Genomic DNA, 14,190 nt, shown 5'->3' with positions numbered 1-14,190 from the left:
TGTCCTCGAACCTGCACCCCGCCGGATTCGACCAGCTCATGCCCAAAACCCTCGCGACAGCGACCGTCGACAGGCACCTGCACCACGCCCACGTCTGCCAAACCACGGGCGAGTCCATCCGGCTCACCCAAGCCCTCGCAGGAAAAGGAGTCACCACGATGAACTAACACCAGCCCAGCAACCCATGGCCAACGCCCCCGACCCCAGGTGGGCAGATCTGTTGGCCATGACCGGGCAGTTTTCGTGGCCACCAGCGGGCATTTCTGCTGGCCGCCCACGGGCAGTTCCTATTGACCATTGACATAGCCCCGAACCTAGCTCCAGAGCCACCGTTCCCAGACAGCGAATCCCCCTAACTGCCTTGAGCACCGACCGCAGTTCTACATCTAACAACTTCCGACGTGACTGAACAGCTCGACACGTCATCTAGCGGTGCGAAAAAACGGCCAACTAGCGCCGCGATCTACACCGCCCCATATGCCGATCCGAAATCAAACCGAAAGTTGTAGCTGAATCGAACGTATTCGCTACATCAGCGTCCGACGCTACCGATACGCTGTGAGTTGCAGTGGTAAGTGGCGTGGATTTCGCAGCGCTTTATGGCCGATCGACGCGCGTACGCGGACCGGCTATCGGCGTGCGCCGTTCGGGATCAGCCCTGCAAAGTCTTGCTGGATGGAGGCTCATCCTTGTTTGAGGGCTTCTGCGTCCCGAGGATGAGGAACGTAATGCCCACAGTGAAAAACGCAATCCAGGACGTCGTCCCCGAGAACATCATTGCAATCGCAACAATAAGGAACACGATCCCGATCGGCAGGAATGCTTTGCCCCGCCCCTCGCTCGGCCGTTCGACTCCGACATTGGTTTTCCGTCACCGTCCATCTGGCAGACGCTACGTCGGTGACCGGAAACGCGCAACGGTGTCATTGGGCGCCGGCGTCCATGAGCAAACACTCCAGTGACTTATTTCCCATAGGATTAGAGGCACTGAGGATTCGAGACACCGAGCCGCTCTAGTTTCTGCTTGTCTGTTTGGCGCGCTGCTCTGAACAGCCCACGTCAATGTCACTGAGGACCACGCAGCAACGTGGTCCCGCTAAGCTCGCTCGACCATACTGGTTCTATGTATTCCGGACTTCGGCCTGACACTGTGGTGCTTGAGCTTCCCTTTCGTGGCCTCTGGCGGGTTGAGAACAGTCCGGCGCGTCGCGTTCCCAGCCACGGCACGACCGCATTCGGGTCGTCGCACGCGATCGATTTCGTCAAGGTCGATGAGACTGGCCGCTCGGCACCATTCACGTGGCGAGCCGCGGTGGCACCTGAACCGCCAGAGCAATTTCTTGGTTTTGGGGTGCCGATCCTCTCCCCGGTGCCTGGGAGGGTGGTGGCTATCCATGATCACGAACCCGACCATGCTGGGCGCCGTTCGCAGTTGCTTCTCTTGCCTTACATGTTGGGCCAAGCAAAACGAGCACGGAACGGCGCTGCGGGCCTCGCTGGCAATCACGTGGTGGTTGCGGCAGGTGATCGTGGCCCATTTGTGCTTGTTGCTCATCTCAAAAGAGATTCCATTCAAGTGAGTGTCGGAGACGAGATCAGCACGCTCGACGCCATTGGCCAGTGCGGTAATTCGGGAAACAGCACGGAGCCGCACGTGCATGTGCAGGTTTCCGATTCGATGAACTGGGCGAGCTCACAGGGTGTGCCGCTGGCTTTCCGTCGCGCCGATGGAACTGTCTGGCTCCCCAACGAATCTGAAATCGTTCGAGCCTGAAACCCAGCGAGAATGGCGGCGGCCTCAATCAACAGGCCTCGCGGTCGTCGCACGGAGCCGCCCGTGTTGACCGCCGCGACATTTCGGGCCAGATGGATCATCTGTCACGTGTTTCGGCGGTCTCGCAACCCTTGGGATTCGAGGCACTGAGGTTATGCGACAGTTCGTACATCAGATCAGTTGCGATCGGCGTACGTCCTATTACCCCGAGTGCGCAGAGTCGTCCGCAATAGGAATCGCGGTCTCAACGTGCCATTCCAAAAGGCCCCCGCTTGAAGAAACGTCGAAAAACGCCTTTGGGCCCCTGCTCGCTACTCGTCTTCGCGGTCTTTCCCCATCTTGCTAAAAGCGCCCACCCCGACCAACGCGATAACCGCGATGACGACGACCCAGATAATGGTAGATGTTTCCATGATTTCTCCTTTGCTGCTCGGCTGTTCACGGTCCGTTGTGAAGAGGCAGTCCGGCCTACTGGCTTACGGTCCGTGGCCAATTAGAAGGGCAGGTTCTGCGAGTAGGGCGGGGCGATGAGGATGCCGGTGATCTTGCCTGCGCCGTTGTAGGCAACGCGGCCGATCCACCACCCGGCTTCGTGCTTGAGCGTTGTTTGAACAACGGCACCGGCGAGGAGGTGCCTGTTCGCCAGTTTCCCGAGGGTGGTGCGGCCGTCGGGAGTTTGCACGGTCGTCTCTGTGCATGCCTCAAGGTGCCCAGTTGTCGTTGTGATCTCGCTCCAGAGGCTCATCACTTTGCGCTTTGTTAGGGCTCGCGAGCAGGTGTAGGTCATGAGCTCCTTGACAGCTGCGAAGTCACCGGCCTCGAGGCTCTGGAAGACATTGGTGGTGCGTTCGATCAGGTCAATCGTAGGTTGGGTCCGTTCGTTCTCTCCGGCAGTGTTCTCGACGGTGATGCTGAATCGTTTGAAAGCGGCCTGGCGGCTCACACCGAGGGCGTCGCCGATCGCCTGCCACGAGACTCCGCGCCCACGGGCCGCGGCCACCAGCTCGTGCAGTCGGGCATGCGACAGCTTCGTCAACTCATCGGCGCGCCGAATCATGGTGATCTCGTCGCTCGTTGTACCGAGCATTCCTTCACGATCTTCCAACGCCAAAGCGAGCTTGGTGAGTGTGCTGGCTCGCGCGGGCTTCAGTGCTGTCATATTTTCGATGCTATGACACAGAATTGTGATCGTCAACTAAGGGTTGACGATCACCATCAGATCCCAACTCGTCGTAGCGGCGTAGCTATGAGCCTCACCACCAAATAGTTGTCTCGAATCCTGTCGGTTGCAAGACAACAACCATGTTGCAGTCGTCGCACCTGCACCGGGCGTTTTCTCGGGCAGGTCTCGCGGGAGTCAGCGGATTCAAGTTCCATATGAACTTTCTCCTCTTGTCCATGCGGGCAGAAGACGCCCCGGTGGTGGACCGGCTTGCGGGCGCGCTGAACCGTCTGCCTGGCTGATTGAGAATCACGATGTCGAGCTCGGATCCCACAATCTCAGGCAACTGCTGACACTCGTGCTGTAGGCAGGTAAGCGTCCGGGCGCCGAACTCTGCGCGCGGCTCATAGTGCCGACAGTCGCCGTTGCGATCAATTAAGTTCCGAGGATTGGCCGTGATGGCTTCACCTATGGCGCGGGCACGATGGAGGTCCTCGATACGCAAATACGGGTTACCAGCGGCGGCGTCCGCATCGTCTTCGTCTTCGTCTTCGTCTTCGTCTTCGTCTTTCCAAATGATCACGAGCACGGGCGAGATCAGCACATCGGCGTATTAGTCGCCCGCATGCTCGTTCGCCCCAATAGGCGGGTGCGACGTCGAGCCGAGTGACGAACTGTCGTCAGCCCTGCTGAGGTTGGCGAGCTCTGAGCCCGTCAATCTGCGATGATTCTGCAATGCAGGGCGTGGATAAGGACAGCATTGCGGCTCTCTATGCAACTAAATATCCCGGATGGGCGACAGGGATTGCGAGCCAGTTCCATTTCGGAATCGAGCAGATCGCACTCAGGAGCGGCGATGTCATTCGACCGCAGGCCTCCGGGGGTCACAGTCATAGTTGGATCGAACAACGCCGGCAAGTCGACGATCTTGCGCGAGCTTCATCAGTGGATACAACACCACCCGTCACAGCCTCGCCCCCCGATGATGTCCGTGGATTCTGTCTCTTTTAGACGTACAGGGCAACGACGCTGACATGATCGCATGGATTGGCTTGAGTACTCCCTTCGTCATCAGCGAACCGAGTATGGGGTTCGCGCGTAACGGTGGCCTCCACGACCCTACTAACCTGGCCTATTTGTGGAGCCAAACCCAAAACGGCGTAGCGGATCTCGCCTCCTTCTTCACGTTCTACGGCAACGCTGCCGGGAGGTTCTCGGTCGGGGGCTCCGCGGAGATGCGTGAAGCGGGCGATGACCCCGCAGTCCACCCCATCCACACCCTCCAAGACTCTCGGGAGCTGCGCGATCGCATCAACGCGACTTCCCAATCGGTGTTTGGAAAGCCACTCACCCTCGACACGCTTGGGCGAACTGTGCGATTGCGCGTAGGAGAAGTTGATTCTCCCGCGCCCCCCATCGATGACATCCCGGCTGCATATCGCGCAGCGATGGCTGCGCTGAGCCCGCTCGATGAACAAGGCGACGGCATGCGTAGGTTTTTCGGGCAGGTATTACCAGTCATCGCGGCCACGTACCCCGTCATCATCCTCGATGAGCCGGAAGCTTTCCTGCATCCGCCTCAAGCGCATGCTCTTGGCGCTGAACTCGGCGCGCTTGCTGTTGAGCGAGGTGTGCAAATTCTCATTGCCACTCACGATCGCAGTCTTCTAACTGGCTTGCTTGATTCCGGTGTGCAGGTGTCAGTCGTGCGGGCGAGTAGAGGTGAGGGCCACACACGCGCCCATCAGCTGGACTCGGACCGCCTGCAGGAGCTTTGGCACGATCCCGTGTTGAAATACACCAACGTGCTCGATGGATTGTTCCATCGCGTCGTCATGCTTGCAGAAGCGGAGGGTGATTGCGCCTACCTCAACGCCGGCCTCGATCATCTGCAACAGAGCGCGGACGGTTTGCCTCGAAACGAAGTGCTTTTTGTCCCGACGGGCGGCAAGGATGCGATGTGGAAAGTTGCTAGCACTCTGCGTGCGGTCGCTGTTCCGGTCGTCGCTGCGCCTGACCTGGACATGCTGAATAATGAGGCGGCGCTGGGCCGCTTAGTCGCCGCAATGGGCGGCGAGTGGGACGAGGCTTACAAAGGCGCGTGGAATCGGGCGACCGGTGCCCAGCGAGCCCCGCGAGAGTCCGTTAACGTCGGCCACGTTCTCGACGCCATTGCAGCGCTATTTGATGACCGACGTGACGAGCCGTTCGGGTTGCGTCCCGTGGGGTGGTGTAGTTTCTCGGTGTTGAGCGTTGCGTAGGCGACGTGATGAGCCATCGTGCGATGGTCAGTGAGTACCGATCAAAGTCACTCACAGAAAGACACAACACACGATGGCTCTAGACCAGTCTGCCCTGCTTGATCTGCTTGGACAATTGAAACTCACCGACGTGCCCGATCGGATTCGGACCGCTACCGAAACCCTGTATCAGCAGCTCATCGAGGCGGAGGCGACAGCGTTCATCGGTGCTGCCCCGTTCGAACGCTCCGAGGCGCGCACGACCCAACGCAACGGGTCCCGGCCCAGGACGTTGACGACCACCGCGGGGGATCTGAACCTGAAGATTCCCAAGCTGCGGGCCGGGTCATTCTTCCCGGCCCTGCTGGAGCGCCGCCGCCGGGTTGATCAGGCCCTCTACGCGGTCGTGATGGAGGCCTACCTGCACGGAGTTTCCACCCGTAAGGTCGATGACCTGGTCAAGGCCCTCGGCGCGGACACCGGGATTTCGAAGTCCGAGGTATCCCGGATCTGCGAAGACCTCGACCATGAAGTCGGTGCGTTCCGCGACCGGGACCTCTCGGCCCTGGAATACCCGTACGTGTTCCTGGACGAGACCTACTGCAAGGCCCGCGTCGGTCACCGGGTGGTGTCCCAGGCCATCGTGGTCGCTTTCGGCGTCGCCGCCGACGGGCGCCGGGAAGTCCTCGGCTTCGACGTCGGAGACAGCGAGAACGAGGGCTTTTGGACGGCGTTCCTGCGCTCCCTGAAGACCCGGGGCCTGGGCGGGGTCACGCTCGTAATCTCTGATGCGCACAGCGGGCTGAAAAAGGCCATCGGCACCGTGTTCCAAGGTGCGGCGTGGCAGCGCTGCCGGGTGCATTTCATGCGTAACGTCCTGGCAACCGTGCCGAAGGGCTCCCAGGAAATGGTCGCCTCGATCATCCGCACGGCCTTCGCCCAACCCGACGCCGCGCACGTGAACACCCAGTTCGACGAGGTCACCCGGATGCTCACCAAATCCCATCCGAAGGTCGCCGCGATGCTCAGCGACGCTCGGGAGGACGTGCTCGCGTTTGCCGGATTCCCGGCCAGGCACTGGCGGCAGATCTGGTCCACGAACCCGATGGAGCGGGTGAACAAGGAGATCAAACGCCGCACCGACGTCGTCGGTGTCTTTCCCAACCCCGCAGCCCTTCTCCGCCTCGCCGGAGCGGTCCTCGTCGAGCAGCACGACGAGTGGGAAGCCGGGGACCGCCGCTACCTCTCCGAGACGTCCATGGCCGAGCTCACCGCCATGAACACACCCGCCGCCACACCGATAGAGGAGACGGTTTTGCTTCCCGAACTTACTGCAGCATAATCAAGGAACTGACCCGCACGGTGTCGAGAAAACTCCACCACTCAGCGGGACGTAACCGCCGTTCGCTGCGGCAACTCGCGAAGAGCTATTTGCGCAGGCTCGCAGTCGTGAGTCTCCGTGGGCAGAGGTCAAGACTTATGGCGTCGAGGCGTTCCGGGGTGAGGCGCGTGTCGCACTCCTCGAACTGTTGGCGCGCCTCGAATCTCTTGGGATCGTTCTGGTTCGGGAAGGAGAGCTGGAGCGACTGGCCCCCGAGGTCGCGGCGAGGAAAGGGCCGGGCTGGCTTCAGGAGGCACTCTCGATGGGGGCACAAGGCAATGAGCGCACTCAAAAGCATCTCCAACGGCTTCTGGATGCGAGTGCCGCGGTCCTAGGGCCTGAGTGAGGGTGGCCCCGGGAAAAATGAACGCTAACTGTTCCTGACCGCGACGACGCCCCGCAAGAGGATCGACTATCGGGCGGCGCAGCTTCGCTGCGACACTTACCGCATGATTGGTGCACCCGAGGGTTGGCGAGATGTTGTTTCAGCGCGATTTCTTATTCGCGTTAGTCTCTCGGAACCGATGGCCGTCACCCAGCAGAGCGGCAAGTCCGATCAATTGGTCTCTTGGCCAGATCTTCCCATCGGGCTGGTCAATCCACACGTGACGGTCGTGTCCGCCTTCGACGGTGCTTGGGTCCTGTACTCCCCCATGCGAGAGAATGCAGATCAGCTACCTCAAAACGGGGCGACCGCTCTCCACATCTCCCCCGAGGGGGATCTGACCCCTTTCTTCGACCTCGTTCACGTCACTCACCTCGGAACGACCCGGCACGGTCTATGGCTCTCGGTCCGTCAATGGGACGCCAACGTTGATGTCGAAGCAGACTGGCTCGTCGACCGCACCCTGCTGATCCTGTCCGCAGACGGAGGCACACACCACATGATCATCGACCGGATGCCCGCTGCCGCGTTCGAAAAGGACCGAGGAGCCCATCTGGTGGTCTACACATCGGCCCCAAACGCACTCCGCGACGGCCACGGCGGCGCCTCGTACACCTACCGCTTCTCACAAATCGACCTGCCTTCAGGCGATCTACCCTCAAGGCTTTGCTTCACCGAGCACGAACGCATCCCTGTCGAGGAGGATCAGATTCCGGGGAGGTCCAGACACGAGGAAGCCAGGGTAAATCCAATTACGCCAGATGGTCCTCGTGTCTCGTGGACCCTGGTCAACCTTCCCTTTGACCAGAAGAAGGCTGCGGTCGACGCGATCCGCGCCGAGTTCGCCCATCTCGATGCCTACTGGACAGCACCCTCAGGAGCCAAGACCCCGCTATCGGACGGCCTCAGCAGCACTCGCCTCGACGTCGTCGACGACTGGCCTAACACCCGAGTCGAAGTCAGCTTCGCCCACCCTCACTACCCAGAAGGACGACTACGGCGCACCTACCGAGTCTTCGACTCCGCCGGCCGCATCAGGCCAACAGACTTCGCAGCAATTCACCTCATGGAAGACCTCGACACTCGAGATCTCCCACTAATCACCAACGCTCACAACAACATCCTCGACATCTGAATTCGTCCGATCGGCCCCGCCCAGTGACGGATCGTCAATTGGGATGCCTTTTCCCGTCCTCAGCGAACAATTGAGCCCGGAACAGGAGCGGAGTTCTATAGGGATCTGGGGTTTCCGGGATGAGTGTCACGCTTGGCATGCCGGTGTGACGGCGCATAAAGAGAAGGAGGTGCGACACCAGGGTTTGGTGTCGCACCTCCCAATCAGCCGGGCCTTACTGTTCCGGCTTTTGTGCTGCTTTTTCCTGTGCCTTGCGTGCCTTTTCGGCGTCGAGTTGGGCTTTTTCTTCTGCTTTGATGCCTGCGATCCACTGGTCGCGGTTGGATCCGGGGACCCAGCCGGTGTCGACTACCTTGCGCTGGTAGATGATTGCGGCTGCCACCAGGATGACTGCGATCAGGATGGTGAGAACGATGCCTGCCGTGGTGCCAGCGCGCAGGCTGAGGCCGATAAGCGTTCCGAACCAGCCGAAGTCCGCGTCGCCGAAGGTGCTGTTGGCGAAGCCGAACTGGCCAAGTACCAGCAGCAGGATTGCCGGCAGGATGGTGATGATCACGCCATTCACGAATCCGCCGATCATCGCGCCGCGGCGCCCGCCGGTGGCGTTGCCATAGACACCCGCTCCACCCCCTGTGAAGAAGTGGGGCACCATGCCGGGAAGGATCAGGGCGAGGCCGAAGACGGGGTTGAGCCACACGGCCAGGACTCCTAGTGCGATCAATCCGCCGGCGAAGGAGCTGAGGAAGCCGATGAGTACGGCGTTGGCGCCGAAGGGGAAGACGATCGGGATGTCCAACGCGGGTTTCGCGCCGGGAACAACCTTTTCGGCGATGCCTTGGAATGCTGGTACGAGTTCGCCTAGGACGGTGCGGACACCGTAGAGGATGATGGCCACGCCCACGCCAAACTGCAGTGCCAGGCTGAAGCCGGCCATGATGAACGCGCCGGCGTCGGCAACGTCGAAAATGGCCAGGGCTTCATCGAGCGGAAGTGCGATCAGACCCCAGATCGCGAAGACCAGGTAGATCAGGACCATGGACAGGGAGGTTGCGACCATGGAATCCCTCAGGAACTTCAAGCCCTGCGGAAACTTGATTTCCTCGGTGGATTTGCTCCGGCGGCCGGCCGCCTGGCCGGCGGCACCGGCCGCGATGTAGCCGAGGGTACCGAAGTGGCCGATGGCGATGGTGTCGTTGCCGGTGATTTTCTTAGTCCAGGGATGCACGAAGGCGGGCATGACCACCATGATGACGCCGAGTAGGACCGCTCCGATAACCACCACGAGCCAGCTCAGGTCATCGCCGAGTCCAACCGATAACACCACGGTGAGCATGGTGGCCATGAAAACCATGTGGTGTCCGGTGAGGAACACGTATTTCAGTGGCGTGAACCGAGCCAGGGCGAGCATGACAACGAAGCCGAGGGTCAGCACATAAGCGCTCTGCGCACCGAATTCCTCCTGCGCGATTGCGGTGATGACCTCATTGGTGGGGATGACGCCCTGTGCGCCGGTCACCGCGAGGATCAGGGCGCCCAGGGGATCAAGGGAGCCTGTGACGACAGTAGCTCCCGCGCCGAGGATCAAGAAGCCCAGCGCAGCCTTCAATGCACCGCCGACGACTTGGCCGGCATTGCGGCGCAGGGCGATGAGCCCCACGGCGGTGATGATGCCGATGAGATAGGCCGGCACGTTGAGGATCTGTTGGCCGATGAAATTCAGGATGACGACGAGCCACTCCATCGTGGGTGCTCCTTTTCTGGTGTGTTGGGGCGGGGAGGGTTACTGGACGGCTTCGGTGAGTTTCTCGGTGATCTCGTCCAAATCGAAGAAGTTGTCGATGATGATCACACGGGCTGGAACGTCGCCGATCTCCGGGGCAAGCTCATCGGAGGTCAGGACGATGTCCGCTGCCTGCGCCGCTCCGCGGGCCACACCAATGTCGGCTGCCTCGACGTCGGCGTCAATACCGAGACTTGTGAGGACCTTTTCAGCATTCATTTTCAGGAGCACTGAGGTTCCAATGCCCATTCCGCACACGGCGAAAATCTTCATGGGGGTGCCTTTCAATCCAGGGTTGGTAAACGAAAAAACTACTCGGTGGCCAGGCTGCTGAGGATGGCCCGGACTTCACTGTCGGTGGTTGCTGCTTCGAGCTGTGCGCGGGCTTCCTTATTGGACAGAACCCCGGCGACGGCCTTGAGGACTTCGATGTGCGCCGTGTGATTCAGGGCTGCCAGTCCGATAACCAGGGTCACCGGATCATTCGACGAGTGGCCGAATTCGACCGGAGTCTTGAGACTGACCCAGCTCAGACCACCCTTCAATACCGACTCGGCAGGCCGCGCGTGTGCCAGCGCAATGCCGGGAGCGATGACAATGTACGGCCCATGTTCCTCGACCGCTGCAATCATCTCGTCGGTGTAGTCATCGGTGGTGACTCCCCCGGCGACGAGGCCGTCGCCCGCCAAGCGGATCGCGGCCCTCCAGTCGGAAGCGGTTGCCTTGGTGGTGATGGATGACAGTTCTTCGGCAAGGTTCAATGCCACAGTGGTGATCCTTCAGTCAAAAGGGTGCGCACGACATCGGTGTGTGGCGTGACACACGCTACAGCTCTCGAGAACCTTTTGTCTACAAGTGATCCAAAGTATCGGATCCTCGACCTACCCCGGCATCAGGACGCGAGCATGAGGTCAAGAAGAGACGCCGACACGAGTGATCTTGCTGATTCGGTCCGCATTGAACAGTGCGTCCTGGGCTATTAGTGAGGCCCCGGTGACGCCGGCTGCGTGGGCGAGCCTGCTTCGCTCCACAATGAGATCGCGGCTTGCAAAGTCTCTGGCGCCCCGAAAGATGGCCTCCCGAATGGGACGGAGGAATGGATCCCCTGCTTCGGCAAGGTTTCCGCCGACAATCACTGCTTCTGGATTCAGGAGACCGACGACATCGGCCATGGTCTGGCCAATGGTGGAGCCAGTCTCTTCAAGCAGGGCCAGCGTTGCCGCATCGCCCTCGCGGGCGAATCGCACAATGTCCGCACTGGTGCGCACCTTGTAGCCGCGTGCGGTGAGCTCCTGGCGGATGACCGCACCGCTCGCGACGCTCTCCAGTCGCTGAAGCCGTCCGCCGTCAATGTGGGGTTTGCTCAAGTCCCCCGCGCCACCCCGAGCGCCCCGGTAGACGCTCCCATCCAGTACGTAGGCTAGGCCGAGCCCGATTCCAGCTTTGACCACGACGAGGTTCTTGTAGTGGCTCCAGCCACGCCTGGCCTCGGCAAGTGCCAGCGTGTTCACATCCCGGTCAACGGCGAAGACTGCATGGTCGTAGCGTCCGGAAAAGTACTCGCGGACCAGGATTCCGTCCCACTGGGGGTCGATCTGGGGGCTGGCGAGACGGCCGGTTGCGACATCCACCGGCCCGGGTACTCCGACGCCGATACCGACCACGTCCTGCCGGGTCTTCCCCAAGCGTTGCAGCATGTGGTCAAAGACCTGCCCGGCCCACTCAAAAATTTCCGCGGGGCCTTCGCTCAGGCCGATATCCGCTTCATCAACGCTGAGCATAGTTGACACCAGATCGGTGATGGCCAGTCGGGTGTGAGATCCGCCAATATCAACCGCCAGCAACAAACCGGCCACGGGATTGACCGCGAAAGTTTCAGGCGGGCGACCGCCGCGGGAATCGAGCTGACCGACGCTGACAATGATGGACTCAGCGAGCAGTTCATCGAGCCGCCGGGCGAGTGTAATGCGGGACCACCCGAGGACGTCGATCAAATCATTGCGAGTGGTTGCCTGCCCCGACCGAATAAGATTCAGCGCTATGCCAGACCCCGTTGAAAGCCCCTGTGCCATTCCTACCCTCTCTATAGCCGCTGCCCTGACTGCCCTTACGGCACTCAGCATCCATTGACTTAAGTACAGTTGTATACCAAAGTATCTGGCGTGACTACAGACGAGATTTGCACTGTCCCGTTTTCTGCTGCTTCCCTTGACGCAAGGGCGGTCGCCGCAGCGCAGGCCATTCCGGCGCACCTCGTTGAAGCAAAAGGCCACGGGCATGCAGGCACCGCCATGGCATTGGCGCCATTATCCCATGTCCTGTTTTCCCGGATCCTCCGCCACTCCCCTACCCACCCGGACTGGCCGACGCGGGACCGCTTCGTCCTGTCAGCGGGACACGCAAGCCTCCTGCTCTACACCCAACTCTTCTTCACCGGCTACGGACTGACGTTGGCCGACCTGGCTGCGAGCCGTTCACTGGGATCCAAGACACCGGGACATCCAGAAATCCACCACACGGTCGGCGTCGAGATGAGCACCGGCCCCCTGGGCCAGGGTGTTGCCTCCACTGTCGGCATGGCCATTGCAGCACTGCACGAGCAAGCGGTATTCACCCCGGACTCCCCGATCCTTGAGCACACCATCTGGGCCCTGGCTGGCGATGGTTGCCTGCAGGAAGGCGTCTCGGCGGAGGCCTCAAGCCTCGCCGGCACCCTGGGCCTCGACAATCTCGTGGTGATCTGGGACGACAACGGCATCACAATCGACGCCGACACGAGCAGTACCTTTTCCGAGGATGTCCGTGCCCGCTACGCATCCTACGGCTGGCGCGTGCTCGAAATAGATGACGCTACCGACCTCGACGGTATTGAAGCAGTCCTCCGAGAAGCCACCGACCGGACAGGGAAACCCACCCTCGTCGCCGTGAAAACCGTCATCGGATCCCCCTCCACCAAATTCGGTGGCACCCCAGCAGCTCGCTCCGGCGGATTCGGCAAAGACGAGCTCGCACTGATAAAGGAAACACTCGGATACACCCCCGACGCCCGGCTCGAAGACCTCGTCGACGACAAACTCCTGCACCATACCCGCGCCGCGGTCACCCGCGGAGCCGCGCTGCACGCCGAGTGGGAGCTAAACTACGCAGCCTGGGCCGCCGACCACGCAGAAGCCGCCCAGCATTGGACGTCGTTTCGCTCCATCGCAACCGACCCTTCCTTGCTGTCAGGTGTTCCAACTGGTGAGCCGGGCGATACGATCGCGACCCGCAAGACCAACGGAGCAGTCATCGCAGCCCTCCACGAAAACGTGCGGCTCTGGGGTGGCTCAGCCGACCTCAGCGGCTCCACCAACGTCACCGTGCCCGGTGAACCATTTTCCGCACGAAACCCGGCCGGCGAGTTCATCCGCTTCGGCATCAGGGAACACGCCATGGCCGCGATCCTCAGCGGCATCGCCCTGCACGGACCATGGCGACCCTTCGGCTCCACCTACCTGGTCTTCAGCGACTACATGCGCCCCAGCATCCGCCTCGCAGCACTCATGGGGCTCGGCGTCATCTACGTCTTCACCCACGACTCCGTAGCAGTCGGCGAAGACGGACCCACACACCAACCGGTGGAACAGATTGCGTCGCTGCGGACCGTCCCCGGTCTGGACGTAGTCCGGCCAGCGGACTCGGTGGAAGTCGTGGCCGTCTGGCAGCGCATCCTCACAACGAAGGACCGGCCCGTGGCACTCGTGCTGAGTCGGCAGGACCTGCCGGTACTGCCCTCCAACAGCACTACCGCGGACGGCACGAGGGCCGGTGGATACGTCAGATGGCAAAGCGGAGCAGGAAATGATCTAGCGCTGATCGCCACGGGCAGCGAGGTTTCCCTGGCCATTCAAGCCGCATGCACCCTCGAAGCTGAGGGCATCGCCGCGCGCGTCGTCTCGATGCCCTGCGTCGAATGGTTCAGTAACCAGGACCAGAACTACCGCGAAAATATCCTTCCCACGTCGCTGACTGCGCGCGTGGCGATTGAGGCCAGCCGCGGTGATGCCTGGTACCGCTGGGCCGGCTCCGCAGGCCGCGTTGTGTCGATCGACGAGTTCGGGGAGTCCGGCTCAGGGGCAGAAATTATGAGGCTTCGGGGCATCCATTTGGACGGCATCCTCGAAGCTGCCCGGGAGGTGCTGGGCGCATGATGCTATCCAACAACCCACCAATTGCAACACAACCCCGATCCGACGACCCGATGCCAACCGTGTCGCAGTGAAGCCCGCCCATACGCAACACGTCCGGGTGGGCTCAGGACATCACAGTGATCAATTTTGGCGCTATGCGGCCC

12 protein-coding genes are annotated in these 14,190 nt (G+C 61.1%); 6 read left to right on the top strand and 6 right to left on the bottom strand.

Annotation, left to right across the window (positions count from 1 at the left end; translation table 11 throughout):
• Nucleotides 1–38: 38 nt before the first annotated feature.
• Complete coding sequence (locus Y704_RS18010; protein ID WP_275451042.1) at nucleotides 39–167, top strand: ATP-binding protein; 129 nt, start codon at nucleotides 39–41, stop codon at nucleotides 165–167.
• A 956-nt stretch (nucleotides 168–1,123) separates the two neighbouring features.
• Nucleotides 1,124–1,774 carry a M23 family metallopeptidase gene (locus tag Y704_RS18005; RefSeq protein WP_035771019.1) on the top strand — a complete coding sequence of 217 codons (651 nt, stop codon included), beginning with the start codon at nucleotides 1,124–1,126 and terminating at the stop codon, nucleotides 1,772–1,774.
• Between the two features lie 493 nt (nucleotides 1,775–2,267).
• On the opposite strand, the gene Y704_RS0101095 is transcribed toward Y704_RS18005, so the two are convergent.
• Together Y704_RS0101095 and Y704_RS23720 are read right to left on the bottom strand one after the other, a co-directional pair.
• Complete coding sequence (locus Y704_RS0101095) at nucleotides 2,268–2,933, bottom strand: hypothetical protein (RefSeq protein ID WP_035771016.1); 666 nt, start codon at nucleotides 2,931–2,933, stop codon at nucleotides 2,268–2,270.
• Nucleotides 2,934–3,027: 94 nt separating this feature from the next.
• Nucleotides 3,028–3,540 (bottom strand): hypothetical protein, encoded by a 513-nt coding sequence (locus Y704_RS23720; RefSeq protein WP_155850149.1) that lies wholly within the window; start codon nucleotides 3,538–3,540, stop codon nucleotides 3,028–3,030.
• A gap of 430 nt (nucleotides 3,541–3,970) precedes the next feature.
• Here Y704_RS23720 and Y704_RS22505 point away from each other — a divergent pair, with 430 nt between their 5' ends.
• The 3 genes from Y704_RS22505 (at nucleotide 3,971) to Y704_RS17995 (ending at nucleotide 8,077) form a co-directional block, all read left to right on the top strand.
• Nucleotides 3,971–5,197: an AAA family ATPase gene (locus Y704_RS22505; RefSeq protein ID WP_026548763.1), complete on the top strand. Its 1,227-nt coding sequence runs from the start codon at nucleotides 3,971–3,973 to the stop codon at nucleotides 5,195–5,197.
• Nucleotides 5,198–5,270: 73 nt separating this feature from the next.
• A complete protein-coding gene (locus Y704_RS0101075) occupies nucleotides 5,271–6,518 on the top strand; it encodes an IS256 family transposase (protein WP_035771014.1) in 1,248 nt (415 codons plus the stop codon).
• Nucleotides 6,519–7,081: 563 nt separating this feature from the next.
• Nucleotides 7,082–8,077: a hypothetical protein gene (locus tag Y704_RS17995; RefSeq protein ID WP_051476570.1), complete on the top strand. Its 996-nt coding sequence runs from the start codon at nucleotides 7,082–7,084 to the stop codon at nucleotides 8,075–8,077.
• A gap of 214 nt (nucleotides 8,078–8,291) precedes the next feature.
• Here the strand turns inward: Y704_RS17995 and Y704_RS0101060 are convergent, their stop codons facing one another.
• The 4 genes from Y704_RS0101060 to Y704_RS0101045 form a co-directional block, all read right to left on the bottom strand.
• Entirely contained in the window at nucleotides 8,292–9,818 is a 1,527-nt protein-coding gene (locus tag Y704_RS0101060; protein ID WP_026548760.1) for a PTS ascorbate transporter subunit IIC, read from the bottom strand.
• A gap of 39 nt (nucleotides 9,819–9,857) precedes the next feature.
• Nucleotides 9,858–10,130: a PTS sugar transporter subunit IIB gene (locus tag Y704_RS0101055; RefSeq protein ID WP_026548759.1), complete on the bottom strand. Its 273-nt coding sequence runs from the start codon at nucleotides 10,128–10,130 to the stop codon at nucleotides 9,858–9,860.
• Nucleotides 10,131–10,168: 38 nt separating this feature from the next.
• The gene (locus Y704_RS0101050) at nucleotides 10,169–10,624 is read right to left on the bottom strand and encodes a PTS sugar transporter subunit IIA (protein ID WP_026548758.1); all 456 of its coding nucleotides are present in this window, start codon (nucleotides 10,622–10,624) and stop codon (nucleotides 10,169–10,171) included.
• A gap of 144 nt (nucleotides 10,625–10,768) precedes the next feature.
• A complete protein-coding gene (locus Y704_RS0101045) occupies nucleotides 10,769–11,929 on the bottom strand; it encodes an ROK family protein (RefSeq protein ID WP_026548757.1) in 1,161 nt (386 codons plus the stop codon).
• Nucleotides 11,930–12,019: 90 nt separating this feature from the next.
• On the opposite strand from Y704_RS0101045, the gene tkt reads away from it, so the two are divergent.
• Nucleotides 12,020–14,047: a transketolase gene (tkt, locus tag Y704_RS0101040; RefSeq protein ID WP_253904177.1), complete on the top strand. Its 2,028-nt coding sequence runs from the start codon at nucleotides 12,020–12,022 to the stop codon at nucleotides 14,045–14,047.
• The last annotated feature ends 143 nt before the right edge of the window (nucleotides 14,048–14,190 follow it).

It is taken from the genome of Arthrobacter sp. Br18, assembly GCF_000520555.1.
Lineage (GTDB): Bacteria > Actinomycetota > Actinomycetes > Actinomycetales > Micrococcaceae > Arthrobacter_D.
The sequence above is the reverse complement of the archived record's forward strand: the minus strand, read 5'-3'. Positions and strand labels throughout refer to the sequence as shown.